The following is a 24,694-nucleotide window of genomic DNA, read 5'->3' as shown; positions in this document are numbered from 1 at the left end:
ATGATAATCTTTTCTTGCTTTCGGTCATTCTGACAACGCTTCTGCTCAGAAGCTGCTTTTAGACCGATCCTATCGGTGAACGAGTTCATGATCTTGAACGGTCAACGGCGAACCATCTTTTGCAGCGTTCAACGGATCCTCGTTCTTAGGCGTAAATCAACCCTTAACAAGCAGGCTAGTCCTTATTTTCGCTTTGTTGGTTCTTCAAAGTATTCAGCAGGTTTTCGGAACTGTTTTTCAAAGAACCAGATCCCGATCAGTTTCATATCGGGATGACAGCTTTTTTACTTCGTGTCATCCTGACAATGCTTCTGGTCAGGATCTCGATCTTCTCGTGAGCGCATCGAACGTCTCGAAAATGCTCTTTTTCGATTGCTCCGACTTTTCGGAGAACGGATAACCCTCCAACGCATAACCAGTTCCCTTGCTCTTTCCTACCCCCTACCTGCAGCGCCCAACCACGCTTGTTACACAGGATGATATAATTGTTCTGAAGCACAGGAGGTGTTAGCAGTGTATTACAGATCAAAGGAAAATGGGATTTTCAATTTCAATCTCTACTCAAATTACAGGGCAGTAGGGAGTCGGTACATCGCTACACGTCCATCGGAGCAAGAAGATGTTGTTGAGGAACTGAACAGCGAAGATGATGCGAAGCTTTTCGAGGATTTCATCTGGGCTTCTCTTCAGAGAGTTCGCGACTATATCGACTTCAAAGACTTTGACAGCTTTTGTCATGGAAGAAGGCAATGAATGTAAGGGTAAAGGCGAGTAAAGCAACGGAAAACAGACGATGATGTAAATAAACGCGCATAGTGTTCTGACAGTACCTCAGGCAGTGTATAATAACGAAGACGCACCTGACAGAGATCTGGAGGATGAGGAGGTAAATAATGGAATTTAGCCAGTTTCTTCTTGTAAAATGCGAATTTCCGAAGTCACACTACTCTCATGATATGAGTCTTCCCTCAGTGGAAAGCTCAAACCTATCTCTCCGCGCTCGTCGTCCTTCCTTCTAATTCTATACTTCTTGAAAATCTAGCATCCCAAGCATTCATCCCAATATGTGTTCTTAGCCATCTTGGCTTATATAGTTAGCGAATCCGAATATCTTATTTGACAATAGCTCACGATTCTATGGAGGTGGGAAATATGGTTAAAAAGAGTATTTTGACTCTTATTGTAATCTTTTTTGTTGGAATCACGGCCCTTTCTTTGACATTCGAAGTGACAATTAGCCAGGAAGCGCTGGACACAGTAGCCTCGCTCGGCCTCGAGACGCCAATCAACGGGCGAGTCTTCGTCATTGTCAGCAAGGATTCTTCGAGAGAACCAGTTGCACAGACAGATGTTAGAGGTGTTCCTTTCTGGGGAAAAGATGTATTCGAAATGTCCTCAGAATCCGTAGTCACGATTTCTGAGGGAGATATGGCAGTTGTTGGGTACCCTATTGAACTGTCTGATCTTCCCGCGGGAGATTATTTCATTCAGGCTCTGGTTAATGTCTATACAACGTTCAACAGGGCCGACGGTCACACCGTATTGATGCATGATGATACAGGTGACGGTCAGTGGTTCTGGGAATCTGTTGGTAATGCTACAAGCAAGACAAAGAAAGTGTATCTTGATCCTGCAAACCCTGGAACAGTCGAACTTGCAATCAGTGAAGTAATTATGCCCGACTATGAGCTTGAGCCAGGCATGGTTCTCCAGCAAGGTAACTACACTGACAGTGAATGGGTGAAGTTCATAAAGATCAAGAGTGAGGTCGCATCGGAATTCTGGGGCAAGGACATGTACATAGGAGCGAATGTTCTTCTACCCGAAGGCTATTATGACAATCCCGGTGTTTACTATCCAGTGATCTACTATCAGGGTCATTTCCCCGGTGGATCCGCGCCGGTAGGTTTCAGAGTTAACAACGATGTCTACAAATTCTGGACAGAAGACGGAAATGCGAGATTCATTGCCGTATCTATAAGGGATGCGACACCCTACTACGATACTGCATATTCAGTTGACTCCGTCAATTCAGGTCCTTATGGAACTGCAATTACTGAAGAGCTGATCCCATACCTGGAAAGCCAGTTCAGGATGATCCCTGAGAAATGGGCGAGAATCCTGGCAGGTGGTTCTACTGGTGGATGGGAGACCCTTGCGATGAAGGTCTTCTACCCTGACATCTTCGGAAGAACTTATGTTTGGTATCCAGATGGTGTTGATTTCAACTATTACCAGCTAATCAATATCTACAATGATGACAATGCGTACTACTCTGACTTCGGCTGGGTGAAGACGGAAAGACCTAGCGCGAGAGACACTCACGGAAACATCAGATTCACCGTAAAGCAGGAGAACTACTTCGAAATGGCTGCCGGACCAAGCAACAGATCTGGTGGGCAGTGGTCCGTTTGGGAATCCACATATAGTCCTCTGGGAGCCGACGGATTTCCTCAGCCAATATGGGACCAGCTAACCGGCGAAATAAACAAGGATGTTGCCGAATACTGGAAGGAAAACTTCGATCTAAACTACATTCTTCAGGAAAACTGGGAAGAGATAGGTCCAAAAATCGCCGGAGACGTTCACGTTACAGTAGGCGATATGGACAACTACTATCTAAATGAGGCCGTTTATCTCTTGAAGGCAGCCATGGAGAAAATGGAAAATCCAGTCTCCGACATGACGTTTGACTTCGGTGCAAATCAGGGTCATGGATGGAAGGGATGGAGCCCGGCCAATCCAGAGAAAGCACTTGCTTTACAGGAATGGCTTGCACAGCTCTCAGAATACATGATAGAGAATGCTCCGGAGGAAGTGGAAAAGAACTGGATATACTAGTAACTCCAACATAAAGATTTGGGATGCTAGAATTGACCGGAGGGGTGACCCTCCGGTTTCTCTATCTTGGAGGTGTCTTTCTGAGAATCCTGATAGTTGAAGATGAAGCTACGATCTCTACTTTTCTTCAGAAAGGTTTGAAAGAAGAGGGTTTTTTCGTCGATGCCGCGAAGGATGGAAATGAAGCGATTATGCTCGCTTCATCTAGTCAGTACGATGTGATAGTACTTGACATACTTCTTCCCGGTAAGAACGGCTATGAAGTCTGCAGTGAACTGAGAGCGAGCGGTAACTACACGCCTGTTCTGATGCTCACTGCTCTTGACTCTGTTGATGAGAGAGTAAAGGGGCTCAATACCGGAGCCGATGACTATCTTGTAAAACCCTTTGCCTTCAAGGAGTTGCTTGCAAGGATAAACGCACTGCTCAGGAGACCACGTGAGACTTTCGAACGAGTTCTAAGGGTCAGTGATCTTTCGATAGATACAGTTTCTCATACTGTCAGGAGAGGCGATGTTGAGATAGAACTCTCGCCGAAGGAATACCGTCTTCTGGAATATCTGGCCAGAAACTCTCACCAGGTACTGAGTCGGACGCAGATTGCGGAAAGCGTATGGGATCAGGACTTCTTCAGTGACTCAAATGTCGTCGATGTCTATATAAGATATTTGAGGAGGAAGATAGATGATCCATTTCCAACAAAGCTCATCAATACGGTGAGAGGCTTCGGTTACAGGCTGGGCTGATACGATGAAGAAGATTGTCCCTATAAGAATCAAGCTTACACTTTGGTATGTTCTCTTTCTTGGAGTTATTCTCTTTGCATTTAGTGTTTCCATATACACTATTCTAAGCGCACAGCTTCATAGTGAAGCCGATTCATCACTGAGAATCGTCTCTTCACAGCTCCTGGGGAATATTGAAATAATCCAGGACTATCCGTTATTCAGGAAGACCGTTGAAATGGAGTCTCTAACCAACCGGTTGCTTGCTGAAGGTTTCGCAGTAAGGCTGATGGACAGTTCGGGGGACATAGTCGAGGGATTTGGACCCTTTGGAATACTTAAAGCCTCGATTGACCTCTCCGACAGGCAGTTCGCAAGTGTCTCGACCTCGGTGGGTGTGTGGAGAATCTTTACTTTGCAGATAGGTCAGTGGGGATGGATTCAGGTAGGTGAGTCTCTGTCAAGTGTAAGAGTGGCACTGTTTCGCCTGTCTCGACTGATGATGGTCATTGGTCCGACAATAATTATTTTGGCGGTGCTGGGCGGCTTCTATATGGCAAAGAAGTCCCTTGAACCAGTCGAAAGAATAACGCTTCTCGCTGAAGAGGTAAGCGTGGAGAAGCTCGACAAAAGATTGAACCTGACTCTGCCCAACGATGAACTCGGTCATCTTGCGAGTACTTTTGATGGGATGCTCGCGAGGCTTGAGGAGTCGGTCAAGAAGCAGAGGCAGTTTACTTCAGATGCGGCTCATGAGCTGAGAACACCTTTGACAGCGATTCGAAGTATAGTAGACGTAACACTTAACAGAGATAGAGAATCCGATGAATACGTGAACGCTCTTGTCCAGATTGAGAACGAAATCGTTCGATTAGCCTCTATTATCGATGACCTTCTGATAATTACCCGCCTCGAGAATAGCTTTCCAAAAGGGGATTTTGATGTCTTTCCGGCAAGTGTCATGATCGATGATGTACTTGACACGATCAAAGTGCTTGCGGAGGAAAAGAATATTGAAATAGTGAAGGACTGCCAAGATGACCTGGAGATAACAGGTAATCGGAAGCATCTTTCAAGAGCACTTTTTAATCTTGTTGACAATGCAATAAAATATACTCCGAACGGTGGCATAGTTCGAATAGCTGCGGCCAGCAATCATTCGCCAGGAAAGATAGAGATAATTGTTGAAGATAACGGTATTGGTATACAGTCCGAGGAGATCGACAGAATCTTCGACAGATTCTACAGAGTTGATAAGGCAAGGTCGCAGACGAGGGGAACAGGTTTAGGTTTATCTATCGCCCGGGAAATTGTCAAGGCTCATGAAGGCCTCATATCTGTGGACAGTACCCCTGGAGAAGGATCTACCTTCAAGATCAAGCTTCCTTCAAAGATTAAAAAACTCTAATCCAGGTCTAATTCTTCTCTAATCTACAGGCTCTATATTTGTTTCGAAGAGCGATAGATGTTTCACATAGATGTGATCCCCGTACACAGATGTAGATCAAGCAAGAAGGAAAGAGGAGCCTGAATAGCAAAGCAAGCTACTCCGGTAAAGCGATAGTGAATCGGGCTCCTATATTGAAAAGCAAGACGCCCTTTTCATCATCCCCAAAACAGAAGCCAGGAAACTGGCTTCTTTTCTTTAGTCTCTGTTTGTAATTGCGACAGACATTCTTGAAAGAATCCTCACCAATCCCTCACCCTGAAGAAAGTTCAAGATATCGAAGAGTTCATATCTCATCATATTAAGCTCTCCCGCGAGAGCATCTATACTCAAATATACATCCGGGTCACCTGAGGTCAGCTCGTTTATTCTGGCGAAAACCTGCTGTCTTGCCTTATCCTTTTCAGGGATCCCGTTGCCTTCTACCTCCATAATGCCTTTGTGAGTAATCCTTCCCATTCTAAATGGCTTGATCTCGATCAGTTCCTCTTCAGTAAGAGATCTCAGAGCTTCGTTGAGCTCATCAGGACAAGACCCGCTCTCTCTAATCAGATCATCTACCGAAAAATACCTCTTCTCTCTGCCTTGAACCTTCCTGTAAATCATCTCGAGAAGTGCCAGTTCGTGTTCGGAAACGCTCATCTCAATACCTCTTCGGTTTTCCGACTGGAGCCATGTAGATAGCGAACTCATCACTGCCGTCAAGACCAATCAATTTGTCGATTCTGGTCTGGTCATAGGCAGCGATAGCGCAAGTGCCCAGATTAAGGGCCTCACAGGCCAAATATAGATTTTGGCATATGTGTCCCGCATCCAGGAGAATCGGTTTATAAGAAGTCAGATCGTATCTCCATTCCGTTCTATACGGTATAACGGACCAAACGAAAGTGACAGCGCAATGTCCAACAAACTTCTGACCTAAAGCGGCAAGGGCGACTTCGTTTGCGAAGTCTCCTTCCTTCAGAAGAATCAGAGAATGTGAAAGAGCAACGTAACGATACAAACCCTTCTTCAATCCTTTTACCAATCTAACGAAGATGTATGTCTCGAATGGATGTCGCGCGCCTGCAGATGGAACAGTTCTCAGCGTCGCGTAGTTGTTCTTCAATACTCCTTTTACCCCCTGCGAAGACCAGAGAAGAAATGAAAGAGATTCAAGGGATATCTTCTCATCCGAGTAAACCCTCCTGCTCTCCCTCGAGAAGATGACTTCTCTTAAATCTTTCATAAGTAGATTAGTGGCGTTGGGATCGGGGAGCTTTATGAGATCAAATCCCTCAGTGCTCTTTTCCAGTGGAGGCTGAGGCTTTCCCTCCATCTGATCTGTCTTACGAACTTCCCTATCAGTCTCTTCCCAGACCTTGTTGCTTAAGAAGGCCCTGCCTTCCTTTCTAGTAATCATAAGAACTCCCCCTCCTTAGCTATATAAATAAGTTTAGCATAATAGAGAACCTGCAAATTCAATCAGAAATGAGAAGAATTTCGAGAGAGATGCTGCTTCTCAGGAAAAGTCTCGGGTCAACCGTCAGCGGTTCTCCGTTCTCCGAGATTAAGGGCAGAAGTGATGCTGCTGCGCAGGCCAGTCAGGCTCCGCCTGACCAGTCTCTGCCTACGGCAGAGGCCAGTCACCTTCGGTGGCCAGTTCCGCTTCGCGGGCTAGGAGTTGCTGAACGCTTAAGAACGAAACTCTGCTGGTCGCTGTAAAAACCGAGAAAGAGCACGTCGGAGACGTTCGCTTCGCTCACGAGAAGATGAGAGCGGAAATAGGGACTGACAATTCTCCTCATGTCTGTCCCATTTTTCGCGTAAAAGGCAGAAATTCCAACCAGGACCTTTTTCGGGCGAACGGCCGTTCGCCCCTACAAGAGAACTGCACAGTCATCTTAAATTGTCATCGCGTAGCGCCTGCCCTGAAGTGCTCCTGTTCAGGGGGTCTGCACTGGATCTCGCATCTAGAAGCTGCTTTAAGCTGTGGAGATCAGTTGCAAGCTAGAGAACCAGAAGAGAGTTAACCGATCAGGGACGTTCTTCGTGACCGGTTGAGTCTAAACTCTCTCTAATCATGGGCTTGACCAAGAACGAAGAACAGATCCTCGCTCTGGAACGAAGAACAGGTTCTTTTCGGAGAACGGAGAACCGTTCAACGGTGAACCGATCTTGATTTGCTCTTTCAAACTCCAACCTGCTAACGCCAACCCCGATCGTTCTCAAAGCCCAGATCCCGGATCAAGTCCGGGATGACGGCTTTTGTTCATTCAGAAACACCGCATGTCGTCATTCTGACAATGCTCCTAGTCAGAATCTCGATCTTCTCGTGCGACAAAAGTTGGGGACAGACAGGTTTATCGTTGTCTGTCCCCCTCAGTATTGTTTCTTGTTCATGTAATTCATTCTGCAACTGATTTGCTTCTCTTTCGAAACCCCAACCCGTAATCCCCTACCCCGGTCCTCGGTTCATGCAACTAACAACTTGGAACTCTCAAGTAATTATTTGCTCCTGACCAACCCCCAACCTCCGACCCCGAACCACGTTTCTGGAACGAATCTATGTAACTCCTTGCTGATTCAAAGGTAGTCCATGGGAGAAGAAATTATAAAAAAGTCTTTCGAAGTAGTACTTGACAATATACATAACCAGTGTTCTAATTGAATAGAACACTATAGGAATATGGAGGTGTGCAGGTGAATAAGAAATATCCTTCGATCATTAAGCTGGTTGTTGCGGGAGGGCTTGGTTTATTTGCGTTACTGATACCTTTCGTAGCGGTCAAGATTCTCCTTGCGATCGCTGGAATTGTGGTGATCGCACTAAGTCTGAAGAAGTTCAAATGGTTGCTTATAACTCTCGGGGTGATGTTTCTAGTTATTCCCGTGGTTGCCCTGACCGTTATAAATGGAATCGGATCGAGTTTCCTCAACTGGCCTCTAGGTTTCATAGACTCGCCATCGATTCTTCAATGGTTCAACTGGATTGAGAACGATGGTTATGAATACTATGGAGATAACGAAAGCAGATATGTCAGGAAGAACTCAAATCATAAGACTTATATGCCTGATAAGTACGTGGATGGAGCAAAAGAAATCATAGTCAAGGGACTCGGTTTTGAGATTAGTTTCGACGAAAACTCAGATAGGATATTTATCCCCTCTGAGCTAAATGTCAAGAGCTACGGAGGAAAACTGGAGATCTCGATGCCCAATGATATGGAAAACTCAACGGCCCATATAACAGTGGGGACACTTTCAAAAATCGAGAGATTGGAGTTTGATACGGTTTTCTTGAGGCTGAGCGATAGAGTGAATGTTGACGACATGAGAATCGAGACTACCTCAGGAGAGATCAATGGAGAAGTTTTGGCAAGCAAGGCTATTTCGATTGAGGGAACATCTCTTTCAATAACGGGAACTCTAAGAGCTCCAGAAATTACAATAGAGAGAGCGACATCGCTGTCCTTTGTGGGAAGTGTAGAAGCCGAGAAGTTCTCTGTCCAGAACGGGGTATCACTGGCCTTCTCTATGGAGGCGTCGAAAATCGAGAACCTTTCGATTCATGGAACCGTGGTGAACGGTAGAATAAAATTCAGCGATTCGTGGATTGGGAGCCGGCATGTGAACGTGTCGGGTATCGGGGGATCGCTCAATCTAATGATGCCCACCGATAGTGGTGGCTTTGAATTGATTACCTCTGGCAGGGTGAGCGTCGTTACTGAGAAGTATTGAAAGAAGTGATGTAATGTTTGGAAAAATCGATAAACACGATGGCGTTCCGGCCTACATGCAAATTATGAACATAGTCAAAAGGGAGATAATGCTCGGACGTCTGGAAAACGGCGACCAGTTGCCCCCGGTAAGGGAGATGGCCGAGATGTTCGGAGTGAATATGAACACAGTAATCAGATCACTCGAAAGGCTGCAGTTCGAAGGGTTAGTGGAGGCAGAACATGGGGTAGGCTATTTTGTGAAGATGGCACATTCGATAAACAGAGAAGTTATGAACACGATTTCTGATACTGTAAAGGAATTGAAGAAAAATGCTATAGATCTGCAGATGGCGAAGGTTTTGCTAGAGGAGGTATGGAAGAATGACTGAAAAGATTGAAGCTTATTTCATGAAGGAGTTCAGTGAAAAGGCCGGGAGGATAGCCGTCTTTTCCCTTGGATTGTTGATCCCCTTCTATCCGGTGAGGATGATATTTCTCTTTCTGCTAGCCACGAGTCTTCTCCCATCAGATATTCAGCATAAGAGGCTGGGCTCTCTGCTGGCTCTTCCTTACTCGAGACAGGAGCTATTCTGGATATCGTATCTCTTTCTCATTGCGTTGAGTGTTGTGACACAGGTGATTGGGATGGCGTTGTTCGGTGCTCACCTAATCTCATCGATGAATGTTTACTGGCTTTCAATGGTGATCGGTTCCATAAGTTTTTCTACTGCTTATTACGCGGTTTCAATGATAAGTGTGACGGCCGGTCTAGACAACTTCGGGATTCCATTTCTCGTGCTTATAGCCGACCTAATAGTAGGAGGTATCGGAAACAGGTTCAACAATCCATACTTCTATGCCAGCCCGTCACACCAAGGCAACGTTTGGATAAGTGGAGCAGTTTCGCTTGGTGTGTTGTTAATTGCGAATTATCTATTCGTCAAGAAAGGAGTGCAGAAATGATAGTCTCTGTAGATAAACTTAGAAAATCATTCTCGTTGAAGCCCGTTCTGAACGATATCTCGTTCAACGTAGAACAGGGAGACATCTTTGCGATAGTCGGACCAAATGGCGCAGGAAAGACCACAACTCTTAGGTGCATATTCGGAGAAATCGCGCCGGAAGGTGGAAAAGTTGCCGTTTTTGGAGAGAAGGTTACCCCTCGTATTAAGGAGAAGATAGCAGTTATGACGGAGGATCGTCTGACCTTCAGGAGGTTTTTGGGAGAAGATTATCTCAGAATGTGGAGAATGCTCTATCCTGGCTGGCAGGAGAAGGTTTTCGCCAGTTTCGCTGTACACTACAAATTCGATCTTAACGAGAGAGTTGAGACTTATTCGATGGGTATGAAAACTCTTTTCCATATTGCCCTTACGGTTGCCAGTGGAGCAGATCTGCTTATCCTCGATGAACCCACTCAAAGTCTTGACCCTGTGATAAGACAGGAAGTGATGGGTGTGCTGAGAGATTACGTTCTACAGGAGAACAAAACGATGATAATATCCTCTCATGAAATCTACGATCTTGAGGAGATTGCCGGTTCTTTTGCGGTAATACTCGAGGGGAAAGTGCTCTATTCAGACACCATAGATGGAGCCAAAGAGGCCCACCGTATAATCCCCAAGGGGCAGGCAATACCTTCTGGAGAGATTATAGGTGTTACGGGAGAGGAAACGCTAGTTCGGAGCGATCAAGAGGTAGGCAGATTCCCAAACTTCAAGGAAATTGTACTGGGTTACCTCCAGAGTAAGAAGGCCTTTGCGCCTTTCGAGGAGGAGTTTCGGCCGAAATTTAGGATCTAAAGCGGGCCTTCGTAGAGGGAGATTTGCACGGGGCGTGTAACAGCAACGCCCCGTTTTGCCTAAGCGATATGTCGGTAGAGAGTCTAGACGTACTCCTCCGGGGTTGGGAGTTTAGTCTTGAGAGTGGACCATAGTTTGTCAAGATGCTCTGGAATCTGATTTGCTCTTCTTGACCGTGAACCTTTCTGAGGGAGCTTTTCATCTCATCGTTCAGTTTGGTGTCGCTTGTGTTCGTATTCCTGCCTGTTTTTGCGCTCTATCAGCTACTCGGCGTGATCTCAACCTGAAATCAAACGCTTCTGTGACTCTTGAATTGCAGAGGTGTAACACCAAGGATTATCAGGTAATATATTTGTGAGATGATTTGGTGAGGGAGGTCTTCGTATGGAAGAAGAGAATGTAAAGAAGGATAGTGGACTGTCTCAGATCTTTCTGGGTTTGATCGTCATTGCGCTTGGATTGGTGATCATTTTCGTGCCGGCAGTCCTGTCGAACTTCTGGCTTTTGTTCATCTGGCTCCCGGGCATAATTATGGAGTACAACGCTTTTAAGAATCGGATCAACGGCCTGCTTGTTCCCGGAGGAATTCTTCTGGTCGTTGCCCTTGCGCTCACTCTTGGAGTAGTCTTTCCTGGTTTCTATTCTCAAGGAGGTTGGGGTCTCTTCGTTCTTGCTCCTGCCTTTGGATTGCTGCAGCTCTATCTTGCAGATGGAAGAAGGAATTTCGGTTTGTTGATCCCAATTGCGATATTGACTGCCGTGGGTGTGATCGCGCTGATCCCGTCATCGCTTTCCCAGTGGACAATGATAGTAGTCGGTGCGGTTCTTATTGTCTTTGGTTTGCTCGTTCTTTTCAGAAGGAAATAGTCAAACGTCTCGTCCCATTTGGTAGAAATCGAAATATTGATCGTTGACTTTCATGAATCTCTTGAGTCTTCCCTCGTTTTCGAAGCCCATCTTTCTGTAGAGAGTTATAGCCCGAGCGTTATCGGTACGGACTTTGAGACCGATCCTAGTTATCCCGTTCTTTTCGGCATGTTCAATTGCAAGTCCAACGAGTGCTTTTCCAATTCCCATTCCCCAGTACTTTTTTGACACGGAAAGAGCTATTTCTGCCCAGTGGTATACCCTCTTTCTCGAGCCACCTTGCATCGTGATAAGGCCTACTATGCTTTGATCACATTTGGCAACAGCCATCAGACAGTTGCTTCTCTCATTGAAAGAACTTATGACACGTCTTTCATCCTCACTGCCCATGGTTAACTCGCCTCTTCCAAAGCTTAGGTAGTCTGACTCGGCGGCTACTGAATTGATGTATTCGATTATTCTCTCTGAATCGCCGATGTCCGCTCTGTAGAAACGACAAGAGCTGCGGTTCTTGAGGGCGATTTCGCGCAGAAGGCTCTCAGAATGGAAGTTTTCCATCTTCGCCTTCTGTGGACGTCTCTTGAGGTTCTTCTAGAACCTCTTCCGCTTCAATGGAATTCAGAAAACTAGAGTACTGTTGGTCAAGCTGCTCCTTTTCTTTTTTGAGGGTGATCAAACGTAACCTGGCTGCTGTAAGTAGCTGAATCGCCTTCTGGTAAGCTTTAAGCGCGATTTCAACATCGATCTGAGAGTTGCTTCGGAAATACTCATCAATTGCTCTAATGTATCCAAGAAGCTTCTTGAAGTCCATCGAGTTTATCTGATCTTCTTTCAATTTCAGAATTGATTCCAGAGTCTTTTCATCCATGTCATACCTCCGATTTCACTTCATCTATGGTAGCTTTTGCTTCACCATCTTTGAAAATGCAGTCAACTTCGTCCCCGGGCGAGACTAACCTGACACTGTTAATAATTCTGTCGGCTTTCTTCAAGACCACACCACCAAAAAGGAGCGAGGCAGCATATCCCCCATGCAGAGTTAGTTCGTTGAAGAGGTTGTCGAGGTCGTTACCTGACTCGTTGATTGTGTCATCGAACAGTCTAAGTATTCCCTTGTCGAGAAGCTCGACCTGTCCATTTGCGTTCATTAGGTGTCTGTCTAGCTGATTTCTCAATCCCTCATAGTCTAATTGACTTTCGCTGTGGTGGAGACTTCTTTGGATGGTTGTCTCTGCCCGATTCATCAGGCCATCTGTAACTGCTGATATTTCGTTCATCGCGCGCTCAATTGAGAGAAGATATCTGCTGGGATTGAAGGATCCAAGTTCGTTCACTGCTTTAACGATCCTGTGAAGGATGGTACCTGACAGAACCCTAATTCCGTCCTCAAAGAAATGCTCAGTGCGATCCATATTGTCTTCTATCCTGTCCGACATAATCCTTAGCCTTTCGGGATCGGTCTCGCTCCAGGCTTTTTGGAATAACCAGTTTATCTCTTCGTCCAGAAGATCTGCGAATTCTCCCAAGGAGGATACATATTCAACGACTTGCTCGCTTATCCCTCTAGCTACTGCCGTCGGGGTGTCGAATCTCTTCCATGCGACAAAGTCCGGAATCGTGAAGTCTCTTTCGTGACCGATAGCGCTGAGCACAGGGCAGTACTTCTTGTTGAAGTCCGAAATTGCAGTTCCCAGATCGAGACTATCAAAGTACATCAAGTCGCTCGCAGAGCCGCCACCTCTAGTCAGGACAACTACGTCGTATTTCACCGGACAGGATGCGATCTTCTTCAGAGCGGAAAGAACTCCAGGGACGGTTCGGTTGCCCTGCATATATGACTCAAAAAGATGAACAACGGGTTTGTAAGGAGATTCAATAGAAAGATTCGAGAAGAAGTCACCGAGTCCTGCAGCAGTCGAAGATGATATTACGGCAATCCTCTTTATCGGGGGCAGCTCGCCGAGATCGTGTTCTTCTATTCTCAAAGCATTCCGCGCTTTTAGAGCGAGATAGATCTCCCTTCTTCGTGCGGTGATATCCGACTCGCCGACCGGCGCGATCGTATCTATCCAGATTGAGAAGCTTGCGCGGGGCTTGTAGAAGCTGAGAGTACCTTCGAAAAGCCACTTCTTGCCCATGAGATCAGAAGAGTTCTTAAGAGCAAGTTGCCTTCCCATCCTGGCAAAGGCTGGCTTTCCAGAGATCATACTCAGGTCTATTCGCCTTTTCGTGCCACGTTCTTCATAATCTTGAGAAACGCTAATATATACATAGCTTCCCCGAACATTTATGTTTGTCACATCAGCCGGAAACTTAACTCTCAGGTTATTCAAACCCACGCTGGTCAAAACCGATTTTATGTGTTCAAGCATGTTTTCAAGGTCTTTGAACTCAAGAGTCGCTTCTTCCATTTAGCTCTCCTTTAGATAAGTACTCCCTTCCATTATAAAAGAAGAGGGCGCCTGATGGCGCCCTCTGCAAGAACAATAGCGATTATTTTGCAGTATAGCCACCATCTACCATCAAAGACTCTCCGTGAACAAAGGAAGCTTCCTCGCTGGAAAGAAACAAGACGGCGTTAGTGACTTCTCTAGGATTTCCCAGTCTGCCAATAGGATGCAATCCAACGAGCATGTCGTACATCTCCGTACCCTCTTTCATGCCTGCATTATCAAGCAGCGGGGTCTTGATGAAAGCGGGGTTCACAGCGTTGATTCGTATGTTCTTGCTCGAATACTCAAGCGCAGCGGCTTTCGTCAATCCAACAACGGCATGCTTAGCGGCGACGTAAGCGGAGGAATTGTTGAAACCTACTTTCCCAAGTATCGAAGAGTTGTTTACAATTGCGCCTCCGCCCTGCTTAAGCATCTGCTGAATCTGATATTTCATTCCGTAAAAGACACCAAGCAGGTTGATCGAAATCACTCGTTCCCAGTCCTCTTCAGGGTACTCAGACAGAGGATGAAAGGGCCCGCCTATTCCGGCGTTGTTAAATGCGACATCAAGCCTACCGAATTTCTCTACGATCTTGTCGATTATTTCCTTTGTCTGCTTGGCGTTTGCAACGTTGTGCTTCATGAATATTGCTGTGGCGCCGGTTTCGTTTATCTGATTGGCTAGGCTTCTTCCCTTTGCTTCATCTACATCTGTTATTATGATTTTTGCTCCCTCTTCTGCGAACGCGATGGCACTGTCGGCTCCAATTCCAGAACTGCCACCCGTTATCATTACAACCTTGTCTTCGAATCTCTTCATAGTTAACCTCCTACAATTGAAGATTAAACCCGATAGTTTATCTCTACTATGTTCATTATATCACAATTAGTTCGACTGTCAAAGAAATCTCGAAAGCGATTTCCTTCTGGAGTTCCCGAAAGTCGACTGTGGTCGGTTTATTGACAATTTGAGACGTTGTGCTAGAAGAAATTCCCGTTGTTCGTCAAAAAAAAAGAAAAGGGACTGAACTGTTGAAGAGTTCAGTCCCGAATCCGTTCTTGATTTCTGAAGAGCTTAATTCAAAGGTTGTTTTCAGATCATTGTATTGCCAGCCACTCTTCCTCAACCTCGAAGAGAGCCACCAAATTAACGACTGCTACATCTCTCGGAGACAAGGTGAACTTGCGTTCAACTTCCCTTGTGCTACCATCGGGAAGTATTTCAACTGCAGTGATTTTGTGCCATGGACCTGGCGAATATGCGACCTTTCTCTTTCCCTTTTTCACTTCCTCAAGATCTACATTGTCGACAACGACCGTTATTGTGTTTTCGGACTTGTATTCGACCCCATTTATAACTATGTCTTTGTTATCGACAAAAATTTGGTGCTCTTTGCCCAGTACATAGAGGCCGAAGCCAAGAGCTATAAGAACGACAACAAGGGCGATTCTAATCAGATTTCTTTTCATACAATCACCCTCCCGTCCCATCTTCAATTGCCGCCTTTATCGCAGCTTTTGCTTGTCTTCTTTCCGTCTCTTTCTCGACCTGTCTTCTCCAGGCGTAAAGAGCTAGTGAGATTGCGATTATTCCGTATGAGACGAAAACCCGGAAGAACTCACCAATTTGAGCCTGACCGAGCAGCTCTTTCCCAGCTCTTGGAGCTACAATGAACGTGAGATGGAAGAGAGTGATCCCAATGAAGACATTCGGAATGGTAGCTTTGGCGACAGAAGCGCCACCGATAAGAAGGGCGGCGATTGCAAACGTTCCGACCTGATCATGAGAGTTGTAAGTGTTAATAGTACCGATATTTTGAAGGAAGATGATCTGACCGAAACAGGCGAGTACGGTGGAAATAATTATCGAAAGAGTTCTTGTCCGGTCGACGTTTATACCTGCAGTTGCTGCCACTTGCATGTCCTGACCAACCGCCCTCATGTCTTGTCCGAGCTTGGTCCTGGTGAACCAGAAAACGAAGATACAGAGTGCAGCAATAATTGAGAAGACTCCCAATGGAATCGAGACTCCGCTGATCTGTATCGACCACATATTGTCAAGCACTTTTCTAACGCTTAGGAGGTCAAGGGCATTTCTAACGCCGTAACCTCTGGGAAGTAATAACTTGTTGCTTGAGATTGGAATAACGCTCCCCATTCCGTACAGAATAGTCAGCTGATAGATTCCGTTGATGAAGAACCCTAGAATCATAGAAGTGACCATCTCTCTACCCTTTGCCCGGTTCAAAATTGTTCCCGCCAGAAGTCCGAGTAGTATTGCAATGGGAGTGCCCACGAGCATCGCAAGAAGAATACCCGGGATTCCTACCACTCCCCAGTCAAGCATGAAAATCAGACCAATCTGACCTGCCATAGCTCCAAGAACTATTCCGAAATTCAGACCCATACCGGCCATTACCGGTATAAGCAAAGATATGACAAGGAAAGAATTTCTTCCAAGTCTCGAAATGATTTCATTCAGGAGGTAATCAGTTGAAAAGCCGGACAACGGTACAGCGAATATCAGGAGAATTATGAAGAGTATTGGAACCGCATTGGATATGGCAAATCTTACCAATGGATTCTTTGCGTGTGTTAAGCTCTGATCTTTCATTTTCTCACCTTCATTCTTCTCGTCAAAGCGTATACGATCATACCGTTGGAGACGATTATTCTTATTACCTCGGACATGTCACTCTTAATCAAGTTGTTCATAACGGAAGGAGTCATTGTCAGAATTCCCTGAAAAAGAAACGCTCCCACAATTACATTTCCCATTGACGCTTTAGAGACTGAGGCGCCTCCGAGCAAAAGGGCTGCTACAGCCGGAAATGCCATTAGAAGAGGGGCCATGTAAAGTTGGATGAATCCAAAACTCTGCTCATAAACTAAAATTCCAACCGCAGCAATTATCGTTGAGATCACAACTGAGAGGATTCTCATCCTATCAACATTTACACCGGCAGCCTTTGCGTAGATAGGGTTCGATCCGGCTGCTGTCATTGCAGTTCCAAGTTTTGTCTTGAAAAATGACCAGACGAGCAGCGCAATCAGAGCGAAGAAAAGGATCGTTCCTGTCGGGAGAAAGAAATTCCCTATTCGAACGCTAAGGAAGTTATTGAGGACCCCCAGCCAGTATCCTTCAACGCTGATAGTTGTCCTCAGCCCCGAACCGCCATATCCCCAAATCATGTTTGGGCTTTTGTATGGCAAGAGAAGCCACATCATGCTCATAAAAGCGACAGAAGAGAAGCCTACATAAGTTGCAACTACCATTTCGTCGCCCTTTACTCTGTTCAGGAGTAGACCGTAGAAGAAACCGAGTATCGCCGCGAAGGGAATGGCTATTCCTATTGCCGTTAGAAATCCCGCAAGGCCAGTAACTCCGAGTTCAATACTGGTTACGGCTCCAATCAATCCAGCAATAACACCAAGCTGCATTCCAAAGTTCAATCCACAACCGGACTGTACCATTGGAACTAGCGAAAGAACAAGGACAGAGTTCATAGCAAATCTGACGATTGTATCGCTGATAGATGTCCCGATGCTTATGTTGACAAAAGGAGCTATCACGAACATAGAAAGCAGGAAGAGAGCAATTATTACTCTGGGCCAGCCGGCCTTTTCAATGAGCTTTCCAATACTCTCAAACACCTGACTTCACCTCTTCCTGTTCACCCAGCATCAGTAGACCAAAGTCGGCCGGATCGGCAGTAGGCGGAAGAATTCCGAATATCTTTCCCTCACTTACAATGGCAATCCTGTCGCAAATTGAACGGAGCTCTTCAAGTTCAGAAGATGTCATAATTATTGTAGTTCCGTGTTCTCTGTTCTGCCTTCTAAGGGTCTCAAGGACTACGCTTTTTGCACCGACATCGATTCCTCTAGTGGGCTCAGAAACAAAAAGAAGATCAGGTTCGAGAACAAAGGCCTTTGCAAGACAGACCTTCTGTTGATTTCCGCCCGAAAGCTCTTTTGCCTCCTGCTTTTCGCTAACACATTTGATTTGCAGAGAATCGACATATTCTCTTGCAACCCTCGATATCTCTTTTTCGTCTCGCCATTTGACCAGTCCGCCCAGGAAATTCTTGATGAACCTTCCCTGGATCTGCATCGCAGTGAACACTATATTCAAATCTATCGGTTCGTCTAGAAGAAGGCCCACGCCCCTTCTGTCCTCAGAAACAAAAGCGATTCCTTTGCTCAGAACGCTAACAGGATTATTGAGAGGGAGAATCTCACCTTTATAGTGAACTTCTCCTTCCGCCGGGAAGAGACCCATCACTCCGTTTGAAATCCCGAGCTTTCCTTGACCTGCAAGGCCGCCAATTCCGAGAATCTCTCCCTTGTGCACTTGGAGGTTGACGCCGTTAACCTGTTCTCCAGGCATGTCGACCCAGAGATCCTTTATGTCCAGAACAATTTCAGACTCTTCACTGTCCTTTGAACGCACAGAACTAGCGTCTTTTATCTCTCTACCGACCATAAGAGAAGCAACCTCTCTCGGAGTGGTCTTGGATGACTCCAGCTCACGAACCACCTGGCCGTCTCTCAACACAATCAGCCGATCAGCTATCTCCAAAACCTCGCTGAGCCTGTGGGTTATGAAGATTATCGACAGGCCTAAGTCGGCAAGCTTTCTTGCAGCCTTCAACATGGTGTCGGCTTCCGATTCCGTGAGAACTGCAGTAGGCTCGTCAAGAACTAGAAGCTTGGTCGATTTTCTGTCCATCTCTCTTGCAATTTCAGTAAACTGCCTGTGGCCAACCGGCATTTCGCTTACCAGCATGTCTGGATCAAGTTGGACCTCAAGCTTTTCGATTGCAGTTACGGCTCTCTTGTGCATCTCTTCTCTATCGAGAGTGCGAAGTCTTTCTCCAAAAACCTCAACAAAGATATTGTAATTAGTAGACTCTCTGTTCAGAAGAATATTCTCTGTTGCAGTGAAACCTGGAATCAGAATGAACTCTTGGTGTACCATTCCAATACCGGCTTCAATAGCTTCAAATGGACTGGCAAAATTCACTTCGTTATCTTCAAGAAATATCTTCCCCTGGAAGCCACCCGTCTCGTGAATAACTGACAACCCGAAGAGGATATTCATTAAGGTGGACTTACCAGCTCCGTTCTCGCCGACCAGTCCAATGATCTCGCCCTTTCCAACTCTTAGGGTCACATCTTTAAGAACTTGATTTCCAAAGAAGTCCTTGCTGATGCTCTCCATTCTTAGCAGATATTGCTTTTCGTCCATGACTTCACCCCAAATACCGAAGGTTAGAAAGAATCAAGAAAAGGGGGGGTTGCCCCCCCTCTTGACGTTATTCAGCTTAGAAGTTCAGAAATTTCTCAGGAACCTCCACTTCAGTGATACCCATGTAACCTTTGCCAAATATGTAGGTATCCTGATAGATCAAGAGATAATTTTCCTGATCAATTCCATCGGCATCAACGTAATAGCTTCCATTCCACGCCGCGCCAGGTGTGTATTCAGCAAAAGCAGCCATGACTGCATCGAAGTCGTCAACTTCACATTTGCCTTCAATGACATTCTTTGCATGCTCTGCAAGCGCTGCGGTTGTTGTGTAACCAAGCGAGTAGGCCCATGTTCCCATTCTTCCTGCTCCACCCTTATCTACAACGGCTTCTTCCACCTTGGCAAGAATTGCTGGCCAGTTGCCAGTTTCCTCTTCGGTAAAGGATACGCCAAGTGATCCGGGATAACCCATCAAAGGAGAGGGCAGGTCGGCTTCGATGAAATAACCGCCAAGTTCGGCAACTCTCTTGAGAAGAGGTTCTGTGTGGGCATCGTTCGTACAGAAGAATGCAGTGTTTACTCCATACTCATCGAGCCAGGCGGGGACTTTCTCAAGAATGAACTGCTGTGCACCGGCTACTCCAACGTCACTGACAGGGTCCGGCGAACCCATGTCGATGAACTCGAGACCGAGTTCTTCACAAGCTGCTCTCATAATGTCTCTTCTCTTGGAAAGAAGTTCGTAAGACATGTGCCTTGGGAATGAGATGTGCATAAACTTCTCGGCGCCCAGCTGCTTGGCCGTGTAGATTATCAGGTAGCCACGTGCCAGCGAGTCAGCGTTTACTGACAGATGGGCTGCATCGGCAAGCATTGGGGGATCTTCGTGAGGAAGACCGGCCAGAAGAATGATATCAGGTCTTGTTTCCCTGATTCTTCTGAAGCTCTCGACTGTTCCAGGAATAGCCTGGTTCACAATGATAGCCTTCATCAGAGGATCATCTGCGAGACCGGTAATCTGTGCGATAACGGTCTCCTGCTCGGACATGAAGTTGTCAGGGTAGGTAAGATGTACGATCATCCCACCGGAAGCAGCGTCTCCATATTTCTTGATCAGCGCTTCGGCGCCTCTAAGGTCATCTTCGGACTGGGAGACAGTTCCGGTTACAACGCCGATGTGAAAATCCACGGCAAACATAAACGCCGCGCTTACAAGAACTACCAGCAGAACTAATAGTGCTTTACGCATTCAAAAACCCCCTTTTATTAGGAATTGAGGCTGCCCGATAGGCATCCTTTAATCATTAATTTCTGGTGACCGAAATAGAAGCCGGATAACCCGGATATCGAAAAGGAAAGCATAATGTTTAACGAGACTAGTTTATCACAATTCTGAGTCATTTATGTAATCACTCTGTTCTCCGCTGTTCCTAATTCAAGCTGTTAATAGCCATCTAATCTCTTCTCCTTGTTTGATTCTTTAGTATGCTGGTTTATAATCCTCTTAATGACTGAAATCGTCTCGAAAGTGCTTACTTTCTTTGTCTTGATAGGAATTGGCTTCATATTGAGGAGAACTAATCTGGTTGACGATCTGTTCACGAAGGGAGTTTCCAGATTCGTTCTTTACGTAACTCTTCCTGCTCTGATAGTAGATTCGATGAATTTTGAATACTCTTACGAGATGTTTTCTAACTCCGTAATATTGTTAATAGCTGGAGGAGCCTTGTATCTGATTCTCTGGCTTATGGGAGTAGTCTCATCAAAGATTCTTAGGCTAACCGGAGATACGAGAAGCGTCTTTCTCTATGCAGTCCTATTTGGAAACGTTGCTTACATGGGATACCCCGTTGTCGAACTAATTATCGGGAAGGAAGGTGTCTTTTACAGCGCGGTCTTCAATATCTGGTTCAATGTTCTTACATGGACTGTAGGAGTGCGAATTATGTCACGTGAAGCGGGCTCTTCGACAAGAAAGGCTTTTCTCAATCCTGGAATGATTTCGGTATTCATCGGTCTGATTCTCTTTTTCACTCCGTTGAAGCTTCCGCTGTTTCTTGATGAAGCTCTTGCTCTTCTGGGACAAAGCACAGTTCCTTTAGCCATGGTAGTTGCAGGGATCATTTTGGCGAGCGCAAAACTCTCCACGATATTGAAAAGCAGAACTGTTATCTTCTACAGTCTTGTGAAGTTGTGCATTGCGCCGGTGATTGTTTTCTTTCTTTTGTCTGCCGTCGAAATGCCCACGATGGTGGAGAAGATATTAATAATCATGAGCGCAATGCCTGCCGCAGCAAACACATCTATCTTTGCAAGGATTTTCGACTCTGATTACGAGCTTTCCTCGAAACTCATTGCATCTTCAACTCTCTTTTCTATGATAACGATTCCCCTTATCATCTCTTTTCTTGATTGAAAAGGCGAGATATTTTCTCTCGCTTTCTATTTTAGTGTTAATAATGCTATTATCCCTCTATGGAAGCCATTAAAGAGAGGTGTTGTCAGTGAAGAGACTTCTTATAGTTATTGTTTTCATGATTCCCCTAATGCTTTATTCGAGTAGTGTAGGCGTCGTCCTTTCGGGAGGAGGAGCGAAGGGCGGTTATGAAATTGGTGCCTGGAAAGCTCTTCTTGATCTAGGAATGGAAATTGGGGGAGTCTATGGAACTTCTGTTGGCTCCCTGAATGCAGCTGCAGTAGCCCAGGGAGATTTTGACAAGGCTCTGAACGTGTGGAGAGATATCTCAGAAGAGAGTGTGATGAAACCGACTGAGGCCGAGAAAAAGCTGATTGAGGCGTACGGTGGAGGAGTTGACTGGAGTCTGGGAGAGCTTTATCAGGGAGCAGTCGACGTGATAAACCAGGGAATAGATGTGACGCCGCTTAAGGAGCTCTTGCGTACGCTGATTTCTGAAGAGTCGGTCAGGAGCTCTTCGATTGACTTTGGGCTCGTTACGTTTGATCTAACCGATCTTAGGCCAGAGATGCTTTTCATTGAAGATATTCCTCAAGGGTCGTTGATTGAATACATAATGGCGAGTGCAGATTTTCCTGGTTTCAGGACGGTGGTGATCGATGGCAAAGCCTTTGTGGATGGTGGTGTCTATTCGAATCAGCCAGTCGAGATGGCATTGGAAAGAGGCTTCAGAGAGATCATTCTTGTCGATATTGGTAGAATTGCCCTCAGAGATAGAATTGCAAAACTTCAAGCATTCCTTGCCGGGGCGAATCTAATTCATATAAGACCGAGAGTAATGTACGGGAGTACCTTGGATTTCGACGCTGAAAAGACGAGGTTGCAGATAGAAGAGGGTTATCTCGATACGCTCGCTGCTTTCGGCCTTCTGAAAGGTGAGTACACATATATCTTCGAAGATCGAGACGTATTCAAAGAAATGTTTGATTCTCTATCTAAAGATGAGAAAAGGGTCGCTATAGAGATCGCCAGTGATCTTCAAGACTGGGAGGATCCCGACAGGTTCTATTCTGAGTTACTATCATCCCTCGGAAAGATCTACAAGAGGGATGATCCTATGATTGTTCTGGTTGATGAGTTAGCTTCCATTCTAGAGATTCCCTCACTTGTTCTGTACAGTACGGCTGAGATCCTCGATGCGATTGAAAGTGCCTATGCGGAAAAGGGTTTTCAAGATCAAGGAACCTCTCTTATACCCTATGGAAGAATGCTTGAGTTTGTCCTCTTCTTGCATGACAAAAGTGAAGTGCCTTCGCCTCCTGAGAAATTCGAGATCTTCAAATCCTCCTTCATGATTCTAGAGGGAGTTGAGGAGTGAAAAGATGAAGTGGTTTCTATTGATTCTGATTGTTACGATCATCATGTCTGGTTGCGTGCCAATGGCTCTAATGATGGAGCCGGAAATTCTGCCCAGGGGTACACTGAAACAGGCAGTCGGAATGGATCTTATCGTAGCATTTGATGAATTGGTTGTCGCTCCCTGGAGTTTCCAATATCTTGCAAGGATGGGATTGACCGAGTATCTCGAAGGTTCATTGAGAGTGGCCATTCCAAGCATCTTCATATCTGCCCCGGCAGCAACCGTTGAAGCAGGAGCAAAACTTGGAATTCCAGGTTTGAGAAACGCAGCAATTCACATGAGCGGTGGAGTCTTCTTTGGAAAGAGACCTAGCGGAATTAGTGGCGATGATTATTTCATACCTTTCCTTAGAATATCGCCGATGGCTGGAATCTATTTACAAGACTGGATGGTAGGGGCAAAACTCCAGCTTTTTGTGGCGAATGAGGTGGGTGTGATTCCAGGTCTATTTCTAACCAACGGAAAATTCTATTTCGAAATCGACATTCCATTTGCAGAAAGCACTTCAAGTCCAGATGGGGGCCTGTTTGGGATCGCTGTCGCCTTCTGATATGGTGACTATGGCGTTCTCCTGATCTGATTCCTTAGATCTTCACAGCCAGTCTGCTGATGCAGGCCAGTCAGGCTCCGCCTGGCCAGTCTCTGCCTCCGGCAGAGGCCAGTCACCTTCGGTGGCCAGTTCCGCTTCGCGGGCTAGGAGCCGGTGAACGCTTAAGAACGAAACCCCGTTGGTCGCTGTAAAAACCGAGAAAGAGCACGTCGGAGACGTTAGCTTCGCTCACGAGAAGATGAGAGCGAAAATAGGGACTGACAATTCTCCTCATGTCTGTCCCATTTTTCGCGTAAAAGGCAGAAATTCCAACCAGGACCTTTTTCGGTCGCCCGCTACAAGAGAACTGCACAATCATCTTAAATTGTCATCACGTAGCGCCTGCCCTGAAGCGCTCCTGTTCAGGGGGTCTGCACGGGATCTCGCTCTTTAAGAACCCGGTTCTGACAACCCGCTTTTATAAACCCGATCTTTCTAACCCGCACTTCGTAACCAGCTTCTAAACAAGGCTCTTCTGCCCGACTAAGTCGGAACTGGCCGCACGAAGTGCGACTGGCGTGCGTTAGCAGACTGGCTCCCAAACGCTCCTATTGTCTGTCCCGTTTTTCGCGAAAGAAAGGGATCCTGACCAGGAGCATTGTCAGGATGACAAGAAGGGAGAGTCCCCTGCCCTTAAATCATGTTGTATCATCCCGTTATTTCCAAGCACTCTTATCCCGTAGAGTCTGCGCCAATATGGATTATGTCCATGATCCAATTCCGTCATCCCGATATGAAACTGATCGGGATCTCGCATCTAGAAACCGCTTTAAGCTGTGGAGATCAGTTGCAAATTGCCAGTTCCATGTTGAAGTCAAGAACCGGAAGAGGGTTTCCGATGAGTGCTGTTTTTTTCATGACTGGTTGGAATCCAAACGCTCTTGAATCATCACCTTGCCCAAGAACGAAGAACCTGGACGCGGAGCGTCGGAACGAAGAACGGGTTTTTTTCGGAGAACGGAGAACCGTTCAACGGTGAACCGATTTCAATCTGCTCTTTCGTACCCCCAACCCGCTATCCCCAACCCCGGCCTTTTTTACGAAGCCCAGATCCTTAACAGGAGCATTTCAGATGACAAAATAAATTCGTTCTGATCAGATAACTTTAATTTGCTTGCACTTTTTCTTTGGTTTTTGCCTCCTGGTGCTTAAGCGCCAGCATCACTTCCCCGGATGCCCTTCCGGGCATCACTTCCT

General features: G+C 46.0%; 23 protein-coding genes. 12 read left to right on the top strand and 11 right to left on the bottom strand.

Annotation, left to right across the window (positions count from 1 at the left end):
• Positions 1-513: 513 nt before the first annotated feature.
• The 4 genes from Y697_RS06675 to Y697_RS06660 all read left to right on the top strand — a co-directional run bounded on the left by Y697_RS06675 (position 514) and on the right by Y697_RS06660 (position 4,974).
• Positions 514-753: a chemotaxis protein gene (locus Y697_RS06675; RefSeq protein ID WP_099829535.1), complete on the top strand. Its 240-nt coding sequence runs from the start codon at positions 514-516 to the stop codon at positions 751-753.
• Between the two features lie 399 nt (positions 754-1,152).
• Positions 1,153-2,841, top strand: a complete 1,689-nt coding sequence (locus Y697_RS06670) for an alpha/beta hydrolase-fold protein (protein WP_121550871.1) — start codon at positions 1,153-1,155, stop codon at positions 2,839-2,841.
• Positions 2,842-2,921: 80 nt separating this feature from the next.
• Positions 2,922-3,587 carry a response regulator transcription factor gene (locus Y697_RS06665; protein ID WP_183083744.1) on the top strand — a complete coding sequence of 222 codons (666 nt, stop codon included), beginning with the start codon at positions 2,922-2,924 and terminating at the stop codon, positions 3,585-3,587.
• Positions 3,588-3,591: 4 nt separating this feature from the next.
• Positions 3,592-4,974, top strand: a complete 1,383-nt coding sequence (locus tag Y697_RS06660) for a cell wall metabolism sensor histidine kinase WalK (RefSeq protein WP_121550869.1) — start codon at positions 3,592-3,594, stop codon at positions 4,972-4,974.
• A gap of 237 nt (positions 4,975-5,211) precedes the next feature.
• Here the strand turns inward: Y697_RS06660 and Y697_RS14950 are convergent, their stop codons facing one another.
• Entirely contained in the window at positions 5,212-5,655 is a 444-nt protein-coding gene (locus tag Y697_RS14950; RefSeq protein WP_259462349.1) for a hypothetical protein, read from the bottom strand.
• A gap of 1 nt (position 5,656) precedes the next feature.
• Entirely contained in the window at positions 5,657-6,415 is a 759-nt protein-coding gene (locus Y697_RS06650; RefSeq protein ID WP_121550868.1) for a SagB/ThcOx family dehydrogenase, read from the bottom strand.
• Positions 6,416-7,695: 1,280 nt separating this feature from the next.
• Between Y697_RS06650 and Y697_RS06640 the strand changes: the two genes are divergently transcribed.
• The 5 genes from Y697_RS06640 (at position 7,696) to Y697_RS06620 (ending at position 11,383) form a co-directional block, all read left to right on the top strand.
• Complete coding sequence (locus Y697_RS06640) at positions 7,696-8,733, top strand: hypothetical protein (protein WP_121550866.1); 1,038 nt, start codon at positions 7,696-7,698, stop codon at positions 8,731-8,733.
• A 13-nt stretch (positions 8,734-8,746) separates the two neighbouring features.
• A complete protein-coding gene (locus Y697_RS06635; RefSeq protein WP_121550865.1) occupies positions 8,747-9,103 on the top strand; it encodes a GntR family transcriptional regulator in 357 nt (118 codons plus the stop codon).
• On the top strand, positions 9,096-9,677 hold the full coding sequence (locus tag Y697_RS06630) for a hypothetical protein (RefSeq protein ID WP_121550864.1): 582 nt from the start codon (positions 9,096-9,098) through the stop codon (positions 9,675-9,677). The genes Y697_RS06635 and Y697_RS06630 overlap by 8 nt, the downstream gene beginning before the upstream one ends.
• Positions 9,674-10,516: an ABC transporter ATP-binding protein gene (locus tag Y697_RS06625; protein WP_121550863.1), complete on the top strand. Its 843-nt coding sequence runs from the start codon at positions 9,674-9,676 to the stop codon at positions 10,514-10,516. The genes Y697_RS06630 and Y697_RS06625 overlap by 4 nt, the downstream gene beginning before the upstream one ends.
• A gap of 384 nt (positions 10,517-10,900) precedes the next feature.
• Positions 10,901-11,383 carry a hypothetical protein gene (locus tag Y697_RS06620; RefSeq protein WP_121550862.1) on the top strand — a complete coding sequence of 161 codons (483 nt, stop codon included), beginning with the start codon at positions 10,901-10,903 and terminating at the stop codon, positions 11,381-11,383.
• Here the strand turns inward: Y697_RS06620 and Y697_RS06615 are convergent, their stop codons facing one another.
• The 9 genes from Y697_RS06615 to Y697_RS06575 all read right to left on the bottom strand — a co-directional run bounded on the left by Y697_RS06615 (position 11,384) and on the right by Y697_RS06575 (position 20,321).
• Positions 11,384-11,941, bottom strand: a complete 558-nt coding sequence (locus tag Y697_RS06615) for a GNAT family N-acetyltransferase (RefSeq protein WP_121550861.1) — start codon at positions 11,939-11,941, stop codon at positions 11,384-11,386.
• On the bottom strand, positions 11,922-12,251 hold the full coding sequence (locus tag Y697_RS06610; RefSeq protein WP_121550860.1) for a hypothetical protein: 330 nt from the start codon (positions 12,249-12,251) through the stop codon (positions 11,922-11,924). Before Y697_RS06610 ends, Y697_RS06615 begins: the two co-directional genes overlap by 20 nt.
• A gap of 1 nt (position 12,252) precedes the next feature.
• Complete coding sequence (locus Y697_RS06605) at positions 12,253-13,794, bottom strand: exodeoxyribonuclease VII large subunit (RefSeq protein WP_121550859.1); 1,542 nt, start codon at positions 13,792-13,794, stop codon at positions 12,253-12,255.
• Positions 13,795-13,876: 82 nt separating this feature from the next.
• The gene (locus Y697_RS06600; RefSeq protein ID WP_121550858.1) at positions 13,877-14,638 is read right to left on the bottom strand and encodes an SDR family NAD(P)-dependent oxidoreductase; all 762 of its coding nucleotides are present in this window, start codon (positions 14,636-14,638) and stop codon (positions 13,877-13,879) included.
• Positions 14,639-14,916: 278 nt separating this feature from the next.
• A complete protein-coding gene (locus tag Y697_RS06595) occupies positions 14,917-15,288 on the bottom strand; it encodes a DUF6672 family protein (RefSeq protein WP_121550857.1) in 372 nt (123 codons plus the stop codon).
• A 4-nt stretch (positions 15,289-15,292) separates the two neighbouring features.
• Complete coding sequence (locus tag Y697_RS06590) at positions 15,293-16,432, bottom strand: ABC transporter permease (RefSeq protein WP_121550856.1); 1,140 nt, start codon at positions 16,430-16,432, stop codon at positions 15,293-15,295.
• Positions 16,429-17,472, bottom strand: a complete 1,044-nt coding sequence (locus tag Y697_RS06585) for an ABC transporter permease subunit (protein WP_121550855.1) — start codon at positions 17,470-17,472, stop codon at positions 16,429-16,431. The genes Y697_RS06590 and Y697_RS06585 overlap by 4 nt, the downstream gene beginning before the upstream one ends.
• The gene (locus Y697_RS06580; protein WP_121550854.1) at positions 17,465-19,069 is read right to left on the bottom strand and encodes a sugar ABC transporter ATP-binding protein; all 1,605 of its coding nucleotides are present in this window, start codon (positions 19,067-19,069) and stop codon (positions 17,465-17,467) included. The genes Y697_RS06585 and Y697_RS06580 overlap by 8 nt, the downstream gene beginning before the upstream one ends.
• A gap of 76 nt (positions 19,070-19,145) precedes the next feature.
• Positions 19,146-20,321: a DUF3798 domain-containing protein gene (locus tag Y697_RS06575; RefSeq protein ID WP_121550853.1), complete on the bottom strand. Its 1,176-nt coding sequence runs from the start codon at positions 20,319-20,321 to the stop codon at positions 19,146-19,148.
• A gap of 258 nt (positions 20,322-20,579) precedes the next feature.
• Between Y697_RS06575 and Y697_RS06570 the strand changes: the two genes are divergently transcribed.
• The 3 genes from Y697_RS06570 to Y697_RS06560 all read left to right on the top strand — a co-directional run bounded on the left by Y697_RS06570 (position 20,580) and on the right by Y697_RS06560 (position 23,458).
• Positions 20,580-21,488 (top strand): AEC family transporter, encoded by a 909-nt coding sequence (locus tag Y697_RS06570; RefSeq protein WP_121550852.1) that lies wholly within the window; start codon positions 20,580-20,582, stop codon positions 21,486-21,488.
• 88 nt (positions 21,489-21,576) lie between these two features.
• Complete coding sequence (locus Y697_RS06565) at positions 21,577-22,866, top strand: patatin-like phospholipase family protein (protein ID WP_121550851.1); 1,290 nt, start codon at positions 21,577-21,579, stop codon at positions 22,864-22,866.
• A gap of 4 nt (positions 22,867-22,870) precedes the next feature.
• Positions 22,871-23,458 (top strand): hypothetical protein, encoded by a 588-nt coding sequence (locus Y697_RS06560; RefSeq protein ID WP_121550850.1) that lies wholly within the window; start codon positions 22,871-22,873, stop codon positions 23,456-23,458.
• The last annotated feature ends 1,236 nt before the right edge of the window (positions 23,459-24,694 follow it).

It is taken from the genome of Mesotoga sp. BH458_6_3_2_1 (genome assembly GCF_003664995.1).
In the GTDB taxonomy this organism is placed as follows: Bacteria; Thermotogota; Thermotogae; order Petrotogales; family Kosmotogaceae; genus Mesotoga.
This window is presented reverse-complemented; position numbering and strand designations above follow the sequence as displayed.